21 protein-coding genes are annotated in these 20092 nt (G+C 74.4%); 13 read left to right on the forward strand and 8 right to left on the reverse strand.

The genetic code is table 11. From position 1 onward, the window contains the following. Positions 1–12 precede the first annotated feature (12 nt). Positions 13–600 carry an ArsR/SmtB family transcription factor gene (locus N7925_RS28045; protein WP_265602188.1) on the forward strand — a complete coding sequence of 196 codons (588 nt, stop codon included), beginning with the start codon at positions 13–15 and terminating at the stop codon, positions 598–600. Between the two features lie 31 nt (positions 601–631). Further along, on the forward strand, positions 632–1912 hold the full coding sequence (locus N7925_RS28050; protein ID WP_274345532.1) for an MFS transporter: 1281 nt from the start codon (positions 632–634) through the stop codon (positions 1910–1912). Positions 1913–1988: 76 nt separating this feature from the next. Here N7925_RS28050 and N7925_RS28055 read toward each other — a convergent pair whose 3' ends face one another. Further along, positions 1989–2621 carry a TIGR03085 family metal-binding protein gene (locus N7925_RS28055; protein WP_274345533.1) on the reverse strand — a complete coding sequence of 211 codons (633 nt, stop codon included), beginning with the start codon at positions 2619–2621 and terminating at the stop codon, positions 1989–1991. Positions 2622–2705: 84 nt separating this feature from the next. On the opposite strand from N7925_RS28055, the gene hisI reads away from it, so the two are divergent. From hisI to lgt, 11 genes are all read left to right on the forward strand, one after another. Next, complete coding sequence (gene hisI / locus N7925_RS28060; protein WP_274345534.1) at positions 2706–3086, forward strand: phosphoribosyl-AMP cyclohydrolase; 381 nt, start codon at positions 2706–2708, stop codon at positions 3084–3086. A gap of 9 nt (positions 3087–3095) precedes the next feature. Continuing rightward, positions 3096–4589, forward strand: a complete 1494-nt coding sequence (locus N7925_RS28065; RefSeq protein WP_265602192.1) for an anthranilate synthase component I — start codon at positions 3096–3098, stop codon at positions 4587–4589. 48 nt (positions 4590–4637) lie between these two features. Then, positions 4638–5312: a TIGR02234 family membrane protein gene (locus N7925_RS28070; RefSeq protein ID WP_265602193.1), complete on the forward strand. Its 675-nt coding sequence runs from the start codon at positions 4638–4640 to the stop codon at positions 5310–5312. A gap of 112 nt (positions 5313–5424) precedes the next feature. Beyond that, positions 5425–5676, forward strand: a complete 252-nt coding sequence (locus N7925_RS28075; RefSeq protein ID WP_018957525.1) for an HGxxPAAW family protein — start codon at positions 5425–5427, stop codon at positions 5674–5676. 503 nt (positions 5677–6179) lie between these two features. Next, positions 6180–6569 (forward strand): DUF2752 domain-containing protein, encoded by a 390-nt coding sequence (locus N7925_RS28080; protein ID WP_443032358.1) that lies wholly within the window; start codon positions 6180–6182, stop codon positions 6567–6569. Between the two features lie 136 nt (positions 6570–6705). Beyond that, on the forward strand, positions 6706–7515 hold the full coding sequence (gene trpC / locus N7925_RS28085; RefSeq protein ID WP_265602195.1) for an indole-3-glycerol phosphate synthase TrpC: 810 nt from the start codon (positions 6706–6708) through the stop codon (positions 7513–7515). A gap of 17 nt (positions 7516–7532) precedes the next feature. After that, entirely contained in the window at positions 7533–7745 is a 213-nt protein-coding gene (gene trpM / locus N7925_RS28090) for a tryptophan biosynthesis modulator TrpM (RefSeq protein WP_265602196.1), read from the forward strand. 139 nt (positions 7746–7884) lie between these two features. After that, positions 7885–9171: a tryptophan synthase subunit beta gene (trpB, locus tag N7925_RS28095; protein WP_265602197.1), complete on the forward strand. Its 1287-nt coding sequence runs from the start codon at positions 7885–7887 to the stop codon at positions 9169–9171. Then, positions 9168–9980 (forward strand): tryptophan synthase subunit alpha, encoded by an 813-nt coding sequence (gene trpA, locus N7925_RS28100; RefSeq protein ID WP_274345536.1) that lies wholly within the window; start codon positions 9168–9170, stop codon positions 9978–9980. Before trpB ends, trpA begins: the two co-directional genes overlap by 4 nt. Before the next feature lie 75 nt (positions 9981–10055). Next, the gene (locus tag N7925_RS28105) at positions 10056–10925 is read left to right on the forward strand and encodes a DsbA family protein (protein ID WP_265602199.1); all 870 of its coding nucleotides are present in this window, start codon (positions 10056–10058) and stop codon (positions 10923–10925) included. Positions 10926–11022: 97 nt separating this feature from the next. Then, positions 11023–12021, forward strand: a complete 999-nt coding sequence (gene lgt / locus N7925_RS28110; protein WP_274345537.1) for a prolipoprotein diacylglyceryl transferase — start codon at positions 11023–11025, stop codon at positions 12019–12021. Positions 12022–12081: 60 nt separating this feature from the next. On the opposite strand, the gene N7925_RS28115 is transcribed toward lgt, so the two are convergent. The 7 genes from N7925_RS28115 to N7925_RS28145 are packed head-to-tail and all read right to left on the reverse strand — an operon-like array spanning position 12082 to position 20054. Continuing rightward, entirely contained in the window at positions 12082–12948 is an 867-nt protein-coding gene (locus tag N7925_RS28115; protein ID WP_274345538.1) for an HpcH/HpaI aldolase/citrate lyase family protein, read from the reverse strand. Continuing rightward, entirely contained in the window at positions 12945–14144 is a 1200-nt protein-coding gene (locus N7925_RS28120; RefSeq protein WP_274345539.1) for a CaiB/BaiF CoA transferase family protein, read from the reverse strand. Before N7925_RS28120 ends, N7925_RS28115 begins: the two co-directional genes overlap by 4 nt. Further along, on the reverse strand, positions 14141–15025 hold the full coding sequence (gene rbsK / locus N7925_RS28125) for a ribokinase (protein WP_274345540.1): 885 nt from the start codon (positions 15023–15025) through the stop codon (positions 14141–14143). The genes N7925_RS28120 and rbsK overlap by 4 nt, the downstream gene beginning before the upstream one ends. After that, positions 15022–16389 (reverse strand): ADP-ribosylglycohydrolase family protein, encoded by a 1368-nt coding sequence (locus N7925_RS28130; RefSeq protein WP_274345541.1) that lies wholly within the window; start codon positions 16387–16389, stop codon positions 15022–15024. The genes rbsK and N7925_RS28130 overlap by 4 nt, the downstream gene beginning before the upstream one ends. After that, the gene (locus tag N7925_RS28135; RefSeq protein ID WP_265602205.1) at positions 16386–17582 is read right to left on the reverse strand and encodes an ADP-ribosylglycohydrolase family protein; all 1197 of its coding nucleotides are present in this window, start codon (positions 17580–17582) and stop codon (positions 16386–16388) included. Before N7925_RS28135 ends, N7925_RS28130 begins: the two co-directional genes overlap by 4 nt. Continuing rightward, positions 17506–18921: an ADP-ribosylglycohydrolase family protein gene (locus tag N7925_RS28140; RefSeq protein WP_274345542.1), complete on the reverse strand. Its 1416-nt coding sequence runs from the start codon at positions 18919–18921 to the stop codon at positions 17506–17508. The genes N7925_RS28135 and N7925_RS28140 overlap by 77 nt, the downstream gene beginning before the upstream one ends. Beyond that, the gene (locus N7925_RS28145) at positions 18918–20054 is read right to left on the reverse strand and encodes an ADP-ribosylglycohydrolase family protein (protein ID WP_274346568.1); all 1137 of its coding nucleotides are present in this window, start codon (positions 20052–20054) and stop codon (positions 18918–18920) included. The genes N7925_RS28140 and N7925_RS28145 overlap by 4 nt, the downstream gene beginning before the upstream one ends. Positions 20055–20092 lie beyond the last annotated feature (38 nt).

Below are 20092 nucleotides of genomic sequence, written 5' to 3' on the forward strand. Positions count from 1 at the left end.
TACGGTCGAGTCATGCCCAGTGAAGAACGACGCCGCGTCTCCGACCTCGACACCCTCAAGGCGATCGGCCACCCCCTGCGCCTGAAGCTCTACCGAGCCCTGCACATCAAGCGCACCGCCACCGCCTCCCAGCTCGCCGACCAGGTGGACGAGGCGGTCTCCCTCGTCAGCTACCACCTGCGCAAGCTCGCCGACCACGGGTTGATCGAACCGGCCGAGGGCCAGGGCACCGACGGCCGGGAGCGCTGGTGGCAGCCGTCCTCCCGAGGGCTGACCTTCAGCGACACGGACTTCGACGACGCGCCGGACAAGGCGGCCGTCTACGCCGCCGCCGGCCGGATGTCCTTCGACCAGCACGTCGAGCTCTACCGGGCCCACCAGGACACACGGCACACCTGGGACGCGGAATGGCGCGGCGCCTCCTGGAGCGCGGAGAACCTCCTGCGGCTCACCGCGGAGGAACTGGCCGCCCTCGGCCGGGAGATGGGCGCCCTGATCGACCGCTACGAGGCAGCGGGCCGCACCCGCGAGGAAGCGGGCGACACGGAGGGCCGCGAGAGCGTCGCGCTGCACACGTACGGATTCCCCTTCCGCCCCTGAGCCCGTCACCCCGCCGGGAAGGACGAACCACATGACCGTCACCGCCGTGGAAGCCCCCGAACGCCCCGCCCACCGCGACCCCAACGTCCTGCGCTGGCTCGGCGCGTACACCGCGTCGATGATCGGCGACAGCATCTACTTCATGGCCCTCGCCTGGGCCGCGGCCCGCACCGGCAGCGCCTCCGGCACCGGCCTGGTCCTCGCCGCCGGCTCGATACCCCGGGCGCTTCTCATGCTCGGCGGGGGAGTGCTCGCCGACCGGCTCGGGCCCCGTCGCGTCGTCATCGGCAGCGACGCCGCCCGTGCGCTGCTCGTCCTCGGGCTCGCCGCGACCCTGGTCCTCACCGCGCCCACCGTGGGCGTCCTGGTGGCCGTCGCCCTGCTCTTCGGCGCGGTCGACGCCCTGTTCCTGCCCGCCGTCGGAGCCCTGCCGCCCCGGATCAGCCCTCCGGGCCAGCTCGCCCGGATCCAGGGCCTGCGCGGACTCGCCGCACGTGGCGCCTCGGTCATCGGCGCGCCGCTGGGCGGGGTCGCCGTGGCGACCGGCGGCCCCTCGCTCGCCCTCGCCGCCGCCGGAGTGCTGTTCGCCCTGTCCCTGCCGCTGCTCCTGAGCCTGCGAATCGGACCGCTGCCCGGGCCGGTCAAGGACGGCGGGACCCCGGCCGAGTCCGACGAGGCGCCCGCCGACACCGAGGGGACACCGAACGCCTGGCAGGACCTCGTCGACGGGCTCCGGTACATCCGCCGCCACCCCGTGCTCGGCCCGCTCATGATCGTCATAGGCCTCAGCGAGCTCGGCTTCGTCGGGCCGCTCAACCTCGGGATGATTCTGCTCTCCGAGCAGCGCGGCTGGGGTGCGGCCGGCATGGGCTGGATCGTCGCCGGATTCGCCTCCGGCGCGGCCGGGTCCGCCCTTCTCCTCGCCGTCCGGGGCCGGGTGCCGCGCGCCGGGCTGGTGATGTGCCTGGCCGCCTTCGTCGGCGCGACGGGCATCGCGGCCCTGGCCCAGGTCCCCTCGGTGGCCCTCGCCGCCGCGGCCGCCGCGTTCGTCGGCCTCGTCGGCGGACTGGCCGGCGCACTGTGCGGAGCCCTCGTCCAGACCGCCGCCGATCCGGCGTACCTGGGCCGGGTCACCTCCGTATCGACGTTCTTCACCTACGCGCTCATCCCGCTGAGCTACCCCGTCACGGGGGCTGCCATCGCCCTCTGGGGTACCGGCCCGGTCTACGCCGTCAGTGCGGCCGTGTGCGCGACAGGTGGCGCGGCGGGCCTCGCCTTCACCGCTCTCCGCCGCGCCCAACTGCCCCGCTGACCCGGCCCCCGGCTGACCCGGCACTTCCGGATGCCCCGGCGCCTCCGGATGCCCCGGCGCCTCCGGAGCCCTGGGTCTACATGCCCAGCTCGGCCGTCTTGAGCCGCTCCACCGCCGCCTGGTCGCCCTCCACCCCGACGTCCGCCGCGTCCTGCCGGCCGAACGCGTACAGCAGCAGCTCGGCGGGCTCCCCGGTCACCGTCACCACCGGCGTCCCCTTGTGGGCCACCGCCGTCTGGCCGTCCGGGCGGCGCAGCACCAGTCCCACCGGCGACCTGCGGCCCAGCAGCCGGGCTGTCTTCTCCGTCCGGGACCACAGCACGTCGGCGAAGACCGGGTCCAGCTCGCGGCGCGACCAGTCGGGCTGGGCCCGGCGCACGTCCTCCGCGTGGACGAAGAACTCCACGGTGTTCGCCGCCTCGTCGATCTGCTTGAGGGACATCGGGGAGAACCGGGGCGGACCGGTGCGGATCAGCTGGATCAGTTCCTCGTACGGCTTCGCCGCGAACTCCGCCTGCACCCGCAGCAGCCGGGCCTTCAGCGCGCTCACCAGCAGCCCGCCCGCCGCGTCCGCGCGGCGTTCGCGGACCACCACATGGGCGGCCAGATCGCGGGTCTTCCAGCCGTCGCACAGGGTGAGTGCCTCGGGACCTGCCGCTTCCAACAGATCGGCTAGCAGAAGACGTTCACGCTTCGCATGGGTCGACATGCCCGCCAGCGTACGACCGTCACCCCTGGTCCGCCCAGTGGACGTCCGCCCGGAAGGCCCTCGCGGCCACGGCACAATGGGCCCATGACGAGCACGCCCGGCACCACGCCGCCCGCCAGCAGTCTCGACCCGGCCGTCGCCGCCCGCCTCAAGCGCGGCGCCGACGGTCTGGTCCCGGCCATCGCCCAGCAGTACGACACCGGGGAGGTGCTGATGCTCGGCTGGATGGACGACGAGGCGCTGCACCGCACCCTCACCACGGGCCGCTGCACCTACTGGTCGCGCAGCCGCCAGGAGTACTGGGTCAAGGGCGACACCTCCGGTCACGTCCAGCACGTGAAGTCCGTCGCCCTGGACTGCGACGCCGACACCGTCCTCGTCAAGGTCGACCAGACCGGCGCCGCCTGCCACACGGGTGACCGCACCTGCTTCGACGCCGACGTCCTGCCCCTCCTCGACAGCTAAGGTCCGGCCATGGATCTCGACACCTTCCGCAAACTGGCCGTCGACCGGCGCGTCGTTCCCGTCAGCCGCCGCCTCCTCGCGGACGGCGACACCCCGGTCGGCCTGTACCGCAAACTCGCCGCCGAACGCACCGGCACCTTCCTCCTGGAGTCCGCCGAGAACGGCCGGACCTGGTCGCGCTACTCCTTCATCGGCGTCCGCAGCGACGCCACCCTCACCGCCCGCGACGGCGAGGCCCAGTGGCTCGGCACCCCGCCCGTCGGCGTCCCGGTCACCGGCGACCCGCTGGACGCCCTGCGCGCCACCGTCGAGACCCTCCACACCCCCCGCGACCTGGTGAGCGACGCGGGCCTTCCGCCCTTCACCGGCGGCATGGTCGGCTACCTCGGCTACGACGTCGTGCGCCGTCTGGAGAAGATCGGCGAGCACGGCGGGGACGACCTGAAGCTGCCCGAGCTGACCATGCTCCTCACCTCGGACCTCGCCGTCCTCGACCACCGGGACGGCACCGTCCTGCTGATCGCCAACGCGATCAACCACAACGACCTCGACACCGGCGTCGACGAGGCGCACGCGGACGCCGTCGCCCGCCTCGACGCGATGGAGCGGGACCTGCGCCGCCCGGTCGCGAACGCCCCCGCCGTCCTGCCCCCGTCCGAGCTGCCGCCGTACACCGCACCGTGGGGCGGCGAGGCCTACAGGGACGCCGTCGTGGACATCAAGGAGCGCATCAGGGCGGGCGAGGCCTTCCAGGTCGTCCCCTCCCAGCGCTTCGAGACCCCGTGCACGGCGAGCGCCCTGGACGTCTACCGGGTGCTGCGGGCCACCAACCCGTCCCCGTACATGTACCTCTTCCGCTTCGACGGGTTCGACGTCGTCGGCTCCAGTCCGGAGGCCCTCGTCAAGGTCGAGGACGGCCGGGCCATGGTCCACCCGATCGCCGGGACCCGGCACCGGGGCGCCACCCCGCAGGAGGACCAGGCGCTCGCCGACGAACTCCTCGCCGACCCCAAGGAGCGGGCCGAGCACCTGATGCTCGTCGACCTCGGCCGCAACGACCTGGGGCGGGTCTGCGAACCCGGCAGCGTCGAGGTCGTCGACTTCATGTCGATCGAGCGCTACTCCCACGTGATGCACATCGTCTCCACCGTCACCGGCCGCGTCACCGAGAACCGCACCGCCTTCGACGTACTGACCGCCTGCTTCCCCGCGGGGACCCTCTCCGGCGCCCCCAAGCCCCGCGCCATGCAGATCATCGAGGAGCTGGAACCGAGCCGCCGCGGCCTGTACGGGGGCTGCGTCGGCTACCTCGACTTCGCCGGGGACTCCGACACCGCCATCGCCATCCGGACCGCCCTGCTCCGCGACGGCACCGCGTACGTCCAGGCCGGGGCCGGGGTCGTCGCCGACTCCGACCCGGTCGCCGAGGACACCGAGTGCCGCAACAAGGCGGCGGCCGTACTCCGCGCCGTCCATACGGCCAACCGGCTCCACGACCGCTGAACCGCTGACGGCCGACCGGCTCCACGGGCGTCGGGGCGGTAGGGGATAGTGGAGGGCGTGAGCGCTGTCCCCGTACCCCAGCCCCGTGCCCGAACCGCCGACTCCGCGTCCGGCGCCGCGCCCGACTCCGCAGGGAGCCGACGCAGTCTCGCGGCCGGTCTGCTCCTCGGCGCGGCCGGCGCGACCGTCGTCCTCCTCGCCTCCGGGCAGACCTGGGCCGAGGGCGACGCGGCCACCGGCGGCGGCGTCCTCCCGCTGACCGTCGACGGCCAGGACATCACCGGAGCCCCGGCCGCCCTGGCGGTCGTCGGCCTCGCCGCCCTCGTCGCGGTCTTCGCCGTACGCGGCGTCGGCCGCCGGATCGTCGCCGCGCTCCTCGCCCTCAGCGGCCTCGGGGCGACGCTCAGCGCGTGGGCCGGCGGCTCCGACACCTCGGCCCTCGACGAGGAAGCCGCCAGAACCACCGGCGACGCGGCGGCCACCATCCACGCCATCGGTTACACCGCCTGGCCCTACGTCACCGCCGCCGGCGGCCTGCTGATCCTGCTGGCCGGGCTCCTCGCCCTGCGCTACGGCAGCCGCTGGCCGGCCATGTCCGGAAAGTACGAGCGCGACGGCACCCCCCGCCCCGGCAAGGCGCCCCGCACCGCCCCCGACCCGGACCGGCCCGAGGACCTGTGGAAGGCCCTGGACCGCGGCGAGGACCCGACGCGCGAGGCCTGACCCCACGCTCACCTCTCAAGGTCCCGTACGGGACAATGGAACCCGAGCCGTCCCCGGGCGGCGGCCACACGTACAGCGCCACCCACGGCGCAACACCAACGAGGAGCAACTCATGGCGGGCACGAGCCACGGACACACCCCGGCCGCCTGGACCGGTGTCATCATCGCTTTCATCGGCTTCTGCGTCGCAGGCGTCTTCATGGTCGCGGCCAACCCGCTCGGCTTCTGGGCCGGTATCGCCGTCATCTTCGCGGGCGGTCTCGTGGGCCTCGCCATGAAGGTGGCCGGCCTCGGCATGCCGAAGGAGTCGGCCGAGCTGATCGAGGCCAGGGAGCGCGCCGGTCGGGCGCAGATCTCCCACTGACCCGGACGCCGGCCCGTCCCGGCGACCGACACGCCGACAGGCGCAGCCCTCGCCCGGGGCTGCGCCTTTTCGTGTCGTCGGGGGACAATCAGCGGGTGGACGCCTCGCCTACCCCCTCCGCCGCCCAGCCCCCGGACCCGGAATCGGCCCCTCAACAGGGTTCCGGCCCATGGAACCTGCCTCTGACGGTCTGCCCGACCCCCGACATGGCCCGGCCCACCCCAGCCGGTCCGGTGTCCGAGGACGGAACTCCCGCCGGTGTGGGACCACACCCAGCCCGTCCGGCGTTTGAGGACGGAACCCTCGCCGGGGTGGGCCCGGAGCCCACTGGCCCCTCGGGTGAAGGGCCCTCGCAGGTGCCCGGCCCCCACGGCCACGGTTCCGTCCTCAAGCGCCGGACGGGCTGGTTGGGCGCCCCGGAACGCCGGACGGGCTGGTTGGGCGCCCCCGAACGCCCGGAGGGCTGGACGGGCACGCCCGAGCCAGTCCGCCCGGCAGGCCGGGTGCGCCGCCTGGCCACCCCCATCGGCATCCTCGCCGCCGTCGCGGGCGCCTTCGCGTACGTCGGCACCGTCGACCCCAACGAGTCCGGCCACTACCCGGTCTGCCCGCTGCTCAAGCTGACCGGCGTCCTCTGCCCCGGCTGCGGCGGGCTGCGCAGCGCCCACGCCTTCATCCACGGAGACCTCGGCGCGGCGCTCGAAGCCAACGCGATCGCCACCGCCGGCTACTTCCTCTTCGCCGCGGTCTGGGTCCTGTGGCTGGTCCGGGCCTGGCGCGGACAGCCCCTGCGCATCGGGCTGGCACCCGTCTGGTGGTGGGGCGTGGGCGCCGTCCTGCTGATCTTCACCGTGGTCCGGAATCTGCCGTTCGGCTCGGCCCTGGCCCCCTGAGCGCCCGGCCCGGCCCGGGCGAATGACCAGGAAGTGGGACGCGACGTGGCCGGATGCGGGCCCCGGGGCGTCCTGCGGATACCATCGGTAGGGCTGACCCAGTCCACCGTCAACCGTTCGGAAGGGGGCCGCTCGCGTGAGTGTGCTCGACGAGATCATCGACGGCGTTCGCGCCGACCTCGCGGAGCGGCAGACGCGCGTCAGCCTCGACGAGCTGAAGGAACGCGCGGCCCGCGCCCCCCAGGCAAAGGACGGAGTCGCCGCCCTGCGCGGCGAGGGCGTGACCGTCATCTGCGAGGTCAAGCGCTCGTCCCCCTCCAAGGGGGCCCTCGCCGCCATCGCCGACCCGGCCGCGCTCGCCGCGGACTACGAGGCGGGCGGTGCGTCCGTCATCTCGGTCCTCACGGAGGAGCGCCGCTTCGGCGGTTCGCTCGCCGATCTGGAGGCCGTCCGCGCCAAGGTCGACACCCCGATCCTGCGCAAGGACTTCATCGTCACCTCGTACCAACTGTGGGAGGCCCGCGCCTACGGCGCCGACCTCGCCCTGCTGATCGTCGCCGCCCTCGACCAGGAGGCCCTGGTCTCCCTGATCGAGCGCGCCGAGTCGATCGGGCTCACCCCGCTCGTCGAGGCGCACGACGAGGAGGAGGCGGAGCGCGCCGTGGACGCCGGAGCCAAGATCATCGGCGTCAACGCGCGCAACCTGAAGGACCTCAAGGTCGACCGCTCCACCTTCGAGCGCGTCGCCCCCGAGATCCCCGACCACATCGTCAAGGTCGCCGAGTCCGGCGTCCGGGGCCCGCACGACCTGATCGCGTACGCCAACGCGGGCGCCGACGCCGTCCTGGTCGGCGAGTCCCTGGTCACCGGCCGCGACCCGCGCGCCGCCGTCGCCGACCTCGTCGCCGCAGGCGCCCACCCGGCGCTCCGCCACGGCCGCGGCTGACCGGGGACGAAGCGACCATGACCGACCGTCCCGTGCGCCGCACCCGGCTGGGCCTCCGCCCGGCCGGGGCTCCGGCCCGGGACCCGCACGCCCCGCTGGCGCGCGGGTGCAGGCCGCGAGGCTGCCGCGCCCCCGCCCGGCGCGTGCACGGCCGACGCGTCCGGTACGTCATCGGCGACGAGCCCGGCCAGGTGAACGGCATGCGATGGCGCCCGGGGTCCGCGCTGTAGGCGAGCCCCGGCCGACGTACCGCAGTACCCCTTCTCGTACGTACGACCGCTCCGCCGCGACCGCATGCCGGTCCCGGTGGCGCTCGCCGCTTCGCGCATACGGTCAACCCATCCGTTGCCATGCCAAGGAGCACGTCGCATGTCGTCCGACTTCTTCATTCCGGACCCCGAGGGTCTGATCCCCAGCGCCGAGGGCTACTTCGGCGCGTACGGCGGCAAGTTCATCCCGGAGGCGCTCGTCGCCGCCGTGGACGAGGTCGCCGTCGAGTACGACAAGGCCAAGGCCGACCCCGCCTTCGCCGCGGAACTCAACGAGCTCATGGTCGACTACACGGGCAGGCCCAGCGCGCTGACCGAGGTCCCGCGCTTCGCCGAGCACGCCGGCGGCGCCCGGATCTTCCTCAAGCGCGAGGACCTGAACCACACCGGCTCGCACAAGATCAACAACGTGCTGGGCCAGGCCCTCCTCACCAGGCGCATGGGCAAGACCCGGGTCATCGCCGAGACCGGAGCAGGCCAGCACGGCGTCGCCACCGCGACCGCCTGCGCCCTCTTCGGCCTCGAATGCACCATCTACATGGGTGAGATCGACACCGAGCGCCAGGCGCTGAACGTGGCCCGGATGCGCATGCTCGGCGCCGAGGTCGTCGCCGTGAAGTCCGGTTCGCGGACGCTGAAGGACGCCATCAACGAGGCGTTCCGCGACTGGGTCGCCAACGTGGACCGCACGCACTACCTCTTCGGCACGGTCGCGGGCCCGCACCCCTTCCCGGCGATGGTCCGCGACTTCCACCGCGTCATCGGCGTCGAGGCCCGCCGCCAGATCCTGGAGCGCGCCGGCCGCCTCCCGGACGCGGCGGTCGCCTGCGTCGGCGGCGGCTCCAACGCCATCGGCCTCTTCCACGCCTTCATCCCCGACGCCGACGTCCGCCTGGTGGGCTGCGAGCCCGCCGGGCACGGGGTGGAGACCGGCGAGCACGCGGCGACCCTCACCGCGGGGGAGCCCGGCATCCTGCACGGTTCGCGCTCCTACGTCCTCCAGGACGACGAGGGCCAGATCACCGAGCCGTACTCCATCTCGGCGGGTCTGGACTACCCCGGCATCGGCCCGGAGCACGCCTACCTCAAGGACGTCGGGCGCGGCGAGTACCGCGCGGTCACCGACGACGCGGCCATGCAGGCCCTGCGCCTGCTGTCCCGCACGGAGGGGATCATCCCGGCCATCGAGAGCGCCCACGCCCTCGCCGGAGCCCTGGACCTCGGCAAGGAGCTCGGCCAGGACGGGCTGATCCTCATCAACCTGTCCGGCCGCGGCGACAAGGACATGGACACCGCCGCCCGCTACTTCGGGCTCTACGACACGGACTCCGCCGTCGAGGCGGACGCCGACAGCGACCGCGCCGAGATCGAGGGGGACGCCAAGTGAGCGGCAACATCGAGCTGTTGAACACCACCCTGGCCGCCACCAGGGCCGCGGACAGGGCGGCGCTCATCGCCTACCTCCCGGCGGGCTTCCCGACCGTCGACGGCGGCATCGAGGCGGTCAAGGCCGTCATCGCGGGCGGCGCGGACATCGTCGAGATCGGGCTCCCGCACAGCGACCCGGTCCTGGACGGGCCGGTCATCCAGACCGCCGACGACATCGCCCTGCGCGGCGGCGTCCGGATCGCCGACGTGATGCGCACGGTCCGCGAGGCGCACGAGGCCACCGGCGTCCCGATCCTGGTCATGACGTACTGGAACCCCATCGACCGCTACGGCGTCGAGCGCTTCACCGCCGAGCTGGCCGAGGCCGGCGGCGCCGGGTGCATCCTGCCCGACCTGCCGGTCCAGGAGTCCGCGCTCTGGCGCGAGCACGCCGACAAGCACGGCCTCGCGACCGTGTTCGTCGTCGCCCCCAGCAGTGAGGACGCCCGCCTCGCCACCATCACGGCGGCCGGGAGCGGCTTCGTCTACGCCGCGTCCCTGATGGGCGTCACCGGCACCCGCGCCTCCGTCGGCGCCCAGGCCCAGGACCTGGTGGGACGCACCCGCGCCACCACCGATCTCCCGGTCTGCGTCGGCCTCGGCGTCTCCAACGCGGCGCAGGCCGCCGAGGTCGCCGGGTTCGCGGACGGCGTCATCGTCGGCTCGGCCTTCGTCAAGGCCATGCTGGACGCCCCCGACGAGGCCGCCGGTCTCGCCGCCGTCCGCTCCCTGGCGGGCGAACTGGCCGAGGGTGTTCGAAAGCGCTGAGCCCTTGAATCACCCGAATGGGTGGATTGTGGACCGGGGAGGCGCGGAGGTGCCTCCCCGGTTCGTTCCCCGGGTGTGAGCGACAAGATCCCTGAGGGAAACAGAAGCGCGCGCGAGCGCCTGGCCCAGCAGCGCGAGCGGGAGAAGGGGCGCGAGAAGCGCCGCCGGACCCTGATCGTCGCCTCGGCGGTGGTCGGGGTCCTCGCCCTGGCCGCCGTGGTCGGCCTGATCGCGGCCAACGCGGGCAAGGACGACGGCGGCGACACCGCTTCCGGCCCCGCCATCGCCCCTTCGGGCGCGACCGGCGAGGACGCCCTGACCCTGCCGGTCGGCGCGGCGGACGCCCCGTCCACCCTCACGATCTGGGAGGACTTCCGCTGCCCCGTCTGCGCCCAGTTCGAGACCGCCTTCCGGGACACCATCAAGGAGCTGACGGACGACGGCCGGCTCAAGGTGGAGTACCACCTGGCCACGATCATCGACGGCAATCTCGGCGGCAAGGGGTCGCTGCGCGCCGCCAACGCCGCCGCCTGCGCCCAGGACGCCGGCAAGTTCGCGCCGTACCACGACGTGCTCTTCGCCAACCAGCCCCCGGAGCCGGACGACGCCTTCGGCAAGAACAGCCGGCTGATCGAGCTGGCGGGCGAGGTCGAGGGGCTCGACACGCCGGGCTTCCGCAGCTGCGTGGAGGACGGCGAGCACGACAGCTGGGTGCAGAAGTCCGACACGGCGTTCCGCGAGGGCGGCTTCCAGGGCACGCCGACGGTGCTGCTCAACGGCGAGTCCGTCTTCCCGAGCAAGGGCGACGAGCAGATCTCCCCGGAGAATCTGAAGAAGTGGGTCGCCGCGGCCAACAAGGGCAAGAAGCCGGGCACCGCCACCCCGTCCGCCCCGGCCGACGGGTCCTCCGGCCCGGCCGACCCGTCGTCGGCCCCCGCTTCCTGACCGCGTCCGCGCCCGCCCGTGAGGCGGTCCTCGTTACCCAGACGTTGCCGGGTGGCTTGCCGTACCCACCGCCCGGCAGGGTAGCGTCGACCTCGCCATGAATCTTGCCTTCATCCCCAGTCCGTCGACCGGCGTGATCGAGCTCGGCCCGATCCCGCTCCGCGGCTACGCGTTCTGCATCATCATCGGTGTCTTCGTCGCCGTCTGGTTCGGCAACAAGCGCTGGGTAGCCCGGGGCGGCAAAGCCGGCACCGTGGCCGACGTCGCCGTCTGGGCGGTGCCCTTCGGCCTCGTCGGCGGCCGGATCTACCACGTGATCACCGACTACCAGCTGTACTTCAGCGACGGTGAGGACTGGGTCGACGCCTTCAAGATCTGGGAGGGCGGCCTCGGCATCTGGGGCGCCGTCGCCTTCGGCGCCGTCGGAGCCTGGATCGCCTGCCGCCGCCGGGGCATCCCGCTGCCCGCCTGGGCCGACGCACTGGCCCCGAGCCTCGCCATCGCCCAGGCCATCGGCCGCTGGGGCAACTGGTTCAACCAGGAGCTGTACGGCAAGCCCACCGATCTCCCCTGGGCGCTGGAGATCAGCGAGGGCCCGAACCGGGTCGCCGGGACGTACCACCCGACCTTCCTGTACGAGTCGCTGTGGTGCATCGGCGTCGCGCTCCTGGTCATCTGGGCCGACCGCCGCTTCCGGCTCGGCCACGGACGGGCGTTCGCGCTGTACGTCGCCGCCTACTGCGCGGGACGCGGCTGGATCGAGTACATGCGGGTCGACGAGGCCCACCACATCCTCGGTCTCCGCCTGAACGTGTGGACCGCGATCATCGTCTTCGTCCTCGCCGTCGTCTACATCGTGATCTCCGCGAAGATCCGTCCGGGCCGCGAGGAGATCGTCGAGCCCGACCGGGACGCCGCCCCCGCGAAGGGCTCCGGCCAGGACGGCCCCGACGAGGACGGCTCCGTGAAGGCGGACACCGACGAGCCGGACGCCGGGGCGAAGAAGGACCCGCTCACGAAGGACGGGCCCGGCAAGGACGCCACCGCCGAGAACTCCGAAGCGGCCGGCGCAGCCGGGGCAGCCGAGAAGAGCTGACCGGCCGCGCCCCTGGGCGCACCCCCGCACACCTCCCGCTCGCCGGGCGGGCCCGCAGTCTCAGGCCCGCCCGGCGAGCGCGATCGTCCGGCGGGCGGACGCCACCACCGCCGCGTCCACGAACCTCCCGTCCGGCAGCGCCAGCGCCCCGGCCTCCACCGCCGAGGCCGCGACGATCTCCTCGGCCGCCTCGATCTCCTCGGCCGTCGGCCGGAACGCCCGCTCGATCACCGGCAGCTGGCGCGGGTGGATCGCCGCCCGGCCCAGCATCCCGAGCGCCCGTCCCCGCCCGCACGACGTCCACAGCCCGTCCAGGTCCCGGATGTCCGGGAAGACCGACTGCGCGGGAGGTGGCAGCGCGGCCGCCCGGGCCGCCACCACGACGCGGCTGCGCGGCCAGTCGAGCCCGGCGTCCTCCCGTACGCCCAGATCCGCCCGCAGATCCGCCTCGCCCAGGGCGATGCCGTGCACGGCGTGATGGGCCGAGGCGATCGAGTACGCGTGCTCGATCGCGAGCGCCGACTCCAACAGCGGGTACAGCGCCACGCCCGGGGCCAAGGCCGCCACATGGGACACCGAGACCGCATGGGTGATCTTCGGCAGCCGGAACGCGGTCAGGCCCGGTAGCTCCGCCAGCGCCCGGATGTCGTCCTCGCCGTGCACCCGGACATGGACCGGCACCGCGTCCGGGGCCGCCGTGACCTGGTCGCCGAGGAGTTCGGCGGTGGCGGAGCGCGCGTACTCCTTACGGTCCGGGGCGACGGCGTCCTCCAGGTCGACGATCACCACGTCCGCCCCGCTGCCCAGCGCCTTGGCCACCACCTCCGGCCGGTCCCCGGGCACGTACAGCCAGGTCAGCGGCGGCCGTCCGGCGGGTGGCGGCGGGCCCTCGGGCAACGGCGGGGCGGGGATCGGCCGGCCGGTCACAGCGCCCCCTGGTCCCGCAGCGCCGCGATCCGGGTCTCCGAGAGGCCGAGGCGGGCCAGGATCTCCTCGGTGTCCGCACCGTGCGGCCGGCCGGCCCACCGGATCCGGCCGGGGGTCTCCGAGAGCCGGAAGAGGACGTTCTGCATCCGCAGCGGCCCCAGCTCCGGGTCGTCGACCTCGGTGACGGTGTCCAGCGCCCGGTACTGCGGGTCCTCCATCACCTCCCGTACGTCGTGGACCGGGGCGACGGCCGCCTCCGCCTTCTCGAAGCCGCCCAGCACCTCCTCGCGGCTGTGCCGCGAGATCCAGTGGCCCACGGCCGCGTCCAGCTCCTCGGTGTGCTCGGCCCGGGTGGTGCCCGCGCCGAACCAGGGTTCGTCGATCAGGTCGGGGCGGCCGACCAGGCGCATCACCCGCTCCGCGACGGACTGGGCGGAGGTGGAGACCGCGACCCAGTGGCCGTCGGCGGTGCGGTAGGTGTTGCGCGGGGCGTTGTTGCGGGAGCGGTTGCCGGTGCGCGGCTGGACGTAACCGAGCTGGTCGTACCAGAGCGGCTGCGGTCCCAGCACGGTGAGGATCGGCTCGATGATCGCCAGGTCCACCACCTGCCCCTCGCCGGTCTTCTCGCGCCCCGCGAGCGCGGCCATCACCGCGTACGCCGTGGCCAGCGCCGCGATGGAGTCCGCGAGCCCGAACGGCGGCAGCGTCGGCGGCCCGTCCGGCTCCCCGGTCATCGCCGCGAAGCCGCTCATCGCCTCGGCGAGGGTGCCGAAGCCGGGGCGGTGGGCGTACGGCCCGAACTGGCCGAAGCCGGTGACCCTGGCCAGCACCAGACGCGGGTTGACGGCGTGCAGCTCCTCGGGGCCCAGGCCCCAGCGCTCCAGGGTCCCGGGCCGGAAGTTCTCGATGATCACATCCGTCCCGGCGGCCAGCTCCAACAGCACGTCCCGGCCGCCGGGCGCGGACAGGTCGAGGGTCAGGTTGCGCTTGTTGCGGCCGAGCAGCTTCCACCACAGGCCGATCCCGTCCTTGGCGGGCCCGTGCCCGCGCGAGGGGTCCGGCTTGCGGGGGTGCTCGACCTTGATCACATCGGCGCCGAAGTCCCCGAGCATGGTGGCGGCGAGCGGTCCGGCGAAGAGGGTGGCCAGGTCGATGACGCTCAGCCCGGTCAGGGGTCCTGCTGCGGTGGCGCTCATGAGGCCTCGATCTCGCTGCGGTAGGGCATGGACGTGGACGCGCCGGGCTTCTGGACGCAGAGCGCGGCGGCCGAGGAGGCGAACGCCACGGCCTTGGCCACCGGCCGCCCCTCGCCGAGCGCCACGGCCAGCGCCCCGACGAAGGTGTCCCCGGCGCCGGTCGTGTCGACGGTGGTCACCGAAGGTGCCGCGAAGAGCACCGGCTCGCCGCCCCGGGCCGCGTACAGGCAGCCCTTCGCGCCGAGCGTGACGATGATCTCGGGCACCCGGCGGAGCAGGATCTGGGCGGCGGCGTGCGGTTCGGCCTGCCCGGACAGCTCGGCGGCCTCGTGCTCGTTTGGCACCAACAGGTCGATGTGGTCGAGGAGTTCATCGGGCAGGGGCTGTGCGGGCGAAGGGGTGAGGATGGTCCGTACCCCCTGGGCCCGGGCCGCGCGGGCTCCCTCGACGACGGCGGGCAGGGGGAGTTCGAGCTGCATCAGCAGCAGATCGGCTGCGGCGATCGCGGCGATCTCCCCGGGCCCCAGCGCGGTGACGACGCCGTTCGCGCCGGGGACCACCACGATCGCGTTGGCCCCGGTGTCGTCCACCACGATGTGCGCGGTGCCGCTGGGGCCCTCGGCGGTGTGCAGGAGGTCGGTGTCCACCCCCGCGTGTTCGAGGCCGTCGCGCAGCAGGACGCCGTAGGCGTCGTCGCCGACCGCGCCGATCATCGTCACCTCCCCGCCCGCGCGGGCGGCGGCGACGGCCTGGTTGGCGCCCTTGCCGCCGGGGACCGTCCGGAACTCCCGGCCGGTGACGGTCTCGCCGCGCCCGGGGGCGCGGGGCGTATACGCGACGAGGTCCATGTTGGTGCTGCCGAGCACCGCGATGCGGGTCATGGGCGCAGAGCCTCCTGGTGGGTCAGTGCGGCGAGGGTGTCGAACCCGGTCCGGTCGTAGCCGGGTACGGAGGTGGTGAGCCGGTTCTTCAGCGGGGCCGTCCAGTGTTCGGGCAGGGCGTCCGGCCCGCCCGCCAGGAGTCCGGCCAGCGATCCGGCGGTCGCCCCGTTGGAGTCGGTGTCCCAGCCGCCGGAGACCGCGAGGCCGATTCCCCGGGTGAAGTCGCCGTCGGCGTGGGTGAGGGCGGCGGCCAGCAGCGCGGCGTTGGGCAGCACGTGCACCCAGTGGTGGGTGTCCGCGTAGACGGCGTGCAGCCGGTCCACGACGGTGTCGAACTCCCTTTCCGTACGGGCCGTTTCGATGCCGAGGCGGATCGCGCGGGCGTACCGCGAGTGCGGCGGCACCACCCGCAGCCCGGCGGCCAGACAGCCGTGCACATCGCTCTCGCCGCCGGCCGCGACGGCGAGGGCCGCCGCTGTGAACATCGCGCCGTAGACCCCGTTGCCGGTGTGGGTGAGGACCGCGTCGCGGTGGGCCTGTGCGGCGGCTCCGGCCGGGTCGCCGGGGTGGGTCCAGCCGTGCACGTCGGCCCGGATCTGCGCGCCGATCCACTCCCGGAACGGGTTGCGGCGGCGCGCGGTCTCCGGGGGCTCGACGCCCGCCAGGAGGTTGCCGTACGCGATCCGCTCGGCGGTGAACGTACGGCCCGCCGGGAGTTCGTCCAGCCAGAGCCGGGCCAGGTCCGCGGTGGTAAAGGAGCGGCCGTGCCGCTGGAGCAACAGCAGGGTGAGGAGCGGATAGTTGAGGTCGTCGTCCTCCGGCATGCCGTCGATGTTCTCGGCCAGGGACGTGGATGCCGAGCGGCGGTTCCAGGGGTGGGCGGCCAGCAGTTCGGCCGGTACGCCGTGTGCGGTGAACCAGCTGGTCGGGGGCCAGTCGCCGGTGGCGCGGGCCAGGGCGCGGATGCCCTCCAGCGGCAGCTTCTCGACCGGTTTGCCGAGCAGGCAGCCCGCCGCCCGGCCGAGCCACGCCGCGTGCAGCCGGTCCCGGCCGACGGCGGGTGCGCTGTCCACCGGGCCGGGCCAGTGCGGGCAGGCGGCCACGATCTCGTCCAGCCCGGTCGGCTCATCGGCCGCCAACGGCGAAGCCAGCAGGGCGAGTTCGTCGAGAAGTCGTTCGGCCAGCGCACGCAGGCGCGGCGGTGCGGCCGGCTCGGATGCGCCTGCCCGGGCCGGGGCGGGGTCGCCCCCGGCCGCGTACCACCGCTCCTCGATCTCCCGGGCGTCCCGGCCGTCCTGTGCGGCCTGCCGCAGCTCGTGGCCGACCAGGTCCTCGGGCTGCACCCAGGTGAGGCGGACGTTCACCGCTCACCGGCCAGTGCGCCGAACGCCTGCTCATGGGCCCGGCGGCGCTCCAGGTCCCGGGCGAAGACCTCCCGGGCGACCTGTGCCAGCACCCTCGCCGGGGTGTCCAGGTCCAGTCGGCTCGCCTCCGCGACCGTGGCGGCCCAGTCGGCGGGGACCTCGCCGCCCAGGGCGCCCGCGATCGCCCCGCTCATCGTCGCGATGGAGTCGCAGTCCCGCCCGTAGTTCACCGAACCGAGCACCGTGCGCCGGTAGTCACCGCACCCGACCAGCAACATGCCCAGCGCGATGGGCAGTTCCTCGATGGCGTGCAGCCGGGAGGGGCGGCGCGCGCCGAGCGAGGGGCTCCGGTAGTCGGGGCCGACCGTGTCGAAGGGCTCCACGGCCGCCCGCAGCGGGGCGAGCGCGGTCTCGAAGTCCTCGTGGCGCACGGCCACTTCGGCCACCGCCTCGATCGCGGACCGGGTGCCGTCCCTGGCCGTGGAGAGGGCCGCGTCGACCACGGTGCCGGGGGTGGCGCCCGGGCGGCAGGCGGCGGCGACGGCGGCGGCGAAGACCCCGGCGGCCTCCCGGCCGTAGGAGGACTGGTGGGGGGCCGCGACCTCCAGCGCCTCGGCGTACGCGGCCTCCGGGTGGCCGGCGTTGACCAGGCCGACCGGCGCCATGTACATCGCCGCCCCGCAGTTGACGATGTTGCCCGCACCGGCCTCCCGCGGGTCCACGTGCCCGTAGTGCAGCCGGGCCACGATCCACTTCTCCGCCAGGAAGATCCGCTGGAGGGGGAGCGCGTCCGCCTCCAGCTCGGGGATCCAGCGGGGCGACAGCAGGTCCGGGACGAGGTGGTCCGCGACGGCGTACGCGTCGAGGTGGTCGCGGACCCGGTCGTAGACCCGGATCAGGGCGTGGGTCATCAGGGTGTCGTCGGTGACGTGCCCGTCGCCCTTGTGATATGGGGCGATGGGGCGCGCGGTGCGCCAGTCCTCGCCGAACCAGGGGCCGACGATCCCGGTCACCCGGCCGCCGTGGCGCTCGGCGATCTGGTCGGGGGTCCAGCCCTCGACCGGGCCGCCGAGGGCGTCGCCGACGGCGGCTCCGACGAGGGCCCGGCGGACGCGTTCATCGAGTCCGGGCGTGGTGGGGGAGGAGAGGTGCGGGGCCGAGAGAGCGGCTTCCATGGCTGTTGTGGGCGTCATGCCGGAATTGTCCACCCGAGGTGGCCGGTTCCGTGGCTGCCAGCAGCCCGGCGAGTTCGATCAGGTCCGTGCCCGCGAGCCGGGGCAGTGCACAGCCCGCCAGCGTCCGGCACGCCTCGCGCCAGCCCGCCGGCACGGCCGTGACCGAGCCGATCGCCCCGGTCAGCGCGCCGGCCAGGGCGGGCGCGGAGTCCGCGACCCGGGACAGGCAGGCGGCGGCCGGGACCGCCTGGGCGATCTCGCCCCGGGCCGCGGTGGTGAGGGCCAGGGCGACGGGCACGGTCTCCGCCGCCGCGATCCCGTAGCTGTAGACGTGGTCCACGATCTGGTGTTCCAACACCGGGACCAGGGCGAACGCCCCGGCGGGCTCGTCCGCGAACTCCCGGGCCAGGCGGACGGCGTGCACGGCGTTGCGGGCGATCTCGGTGCCCTCGGGGAGCCGGTCGAGGGCCGCGTTCACCACGGTGTCGACGTCCGCCCCGGCCAGCGCCACGGCGATCGCGGCGGCCACGGCCCGTGCCCCGTGTACCCCGTCGCCGTCCTGGGTGTAGCGGGCGTCGAACTCGGCGAGCGCCGCCGCCTCGTCCGGGTCGCCCGGGTGGACCACGGCGAGGACGGCGGCCCGCACGCAGGCGGCGTCGTCGAAGTAGTGCGGGTTGTCGTGCCCGGTGGCGGGCGGCCGCAGCCCGGCGGCCAGGTTGCCGAGCCCGGCCCGCACCGAGATCCGGGCCCGCAGCGGGAGCACCGCGGCCTCGACCTCGGGGGCCCGGGCGCTGGCGGCGGCGACCGTGGCGGCCAGCGCGTTCCAGGCCCGGTCGACCGCGTCCCGCATCCGGCGGCCCGGGGCCAGGCCCACCGCGTCGTCGGCCGCCGCCGCCAGCACCGTGCGGGCGGCGAACGCGGCCCACTCGGCGTCGTCGGACGGGCCGAGCCGCAGCGGTTCGGGAGGCTGGTTGAGGGCGATGGGCACCGGCAACGTGGTGGTGGCGTTCTGCTCGGCGAAGGTGTCCAGCTCCCGGGTGAGCCGCCGGGTCCACTCGGGCATCCGGGCCGCCCGGTGCCGGGCGGCGGGCCAACCGGCGGCGTCGCCCGCCGCGAGACCGAGCAGCAGCCCCTCGATCCGGGCGCGGCGGGAGGGGGCGGGGAGCCCGGGGACGGCCGTCCCTGTCCCCGCCCCTGTCCCCGTCCCCGTCCTCGTCCCCGGGCTCCCCGGGACGGCCGTCGGTCCGGCCGCGTCGCGTGCCGTCTCCGTCGGGTCTCCCGCCGGGTCTCCCGCGGGGCCTCCGCGTGGTGTGGTCACGGCTGGTCCGCCTCCGGTCGCCCCGCCTGCCGTCGTCATCGCCGGTCCTCCCGCGCGGGCAGTGAGGAGGCCGCCGCGGACGCCATGTTCCGTACGGGCTCGAAGGGAGCCGCCACCGCCGCCAGGTCCCATACGGCCGACGGCTCGCCGCCGCCCCGCTCCTGCGGGAACCCCGCCGGTGCGGTCCCGTCCGGGTCCTCCGGGGTCAGCAGTTCCGCGATGTCCAGCACGTGGTAGCCGCGCATCGAGGGCAGGCAGCTGCCCCGGACCGGGCCGATGGCGCCCGCCCAGTCCGGCGGGATGGCACTCTCCCCGTTCAGCGCACCGGCCAGGGCGCCCGCCACCGCCGCCGTGGTGTCCGCGTCGCGGCCCATGTTGACGGCCGTGAGCACCGCCGTCCGGAAGTCCCCGCGCGCCGCCGTGAACGCCCCGAACGCCAGGCCCACCGCCTCCGGCGCGAGGTCCGTCCACGGGTAGCCGGCGATCACCACCGCCGAGCGCACCGCCCGCTCCATCGTGAGCCGGTCGGGGTGGGGCCGCTGGGCCGCCGCCACCGCCCGGCGCAGCGACCGGGCCGTCCAGGAGTCCATCGGGACCACCGAGAGCGCGGCCGCGATCACCGAGGCGAGGCCCGAGCCGACCATAGCCGCCGCCACCCCGGCGGCCACCGCCTGGCCCCCGTAGATCCCCTCGCCCTCGTGGCTGACCCGGCCGTCCACCGCGACCAGCCGGGCCGCCTCGGCGGGACGGCCCGCCGCGAAGACCCCGAAGGGGGCCGCCCGCATCGCGAGCCCGTCGCTCCAGGCATGCCGGTGCTGGGCGGAGATGGGGGCGGCGAGGCCCCGGCGCAGGTTCTCCAGCGTGCCGCGCTCGCTGAACCCGGCCCCCCGGAACGGGCCCTCGTCCAGATCGGCGATCCAGTGGTGCCAGGCCCGCTCCACATGGGAGACGTCGAGCGCCGAACCGTGCCGGGCCAGCAGCAGCCCGGAGAAGATCGCGTACTCCGTGTCGTCGGTGCCCGCCGGATCATCGCTCACGAAGCCCTCGATCCGCCCCCAGCGGCGGCGGATCTCGGAGGGCCGCAGGTTCTCCGCCGGGGCGCCGAGCGCGTCCCCGACCGCCAGTCCCAGCAGCGCACCCCTGGCCCGGTCATTGCCGACGGCCGTGTTCATCGCGTCGCCCTTCGCTCGTCCGGCGGTGTGCATCCGCA

Source organism: Streptomyces sp. CA-278952, assembly GCF_028747205.1.
Lineage (GTDB): Bacteria > Actinomycetota > Actinomycetes > Streptomycetales > Streptomycetaceae > Streptomyces.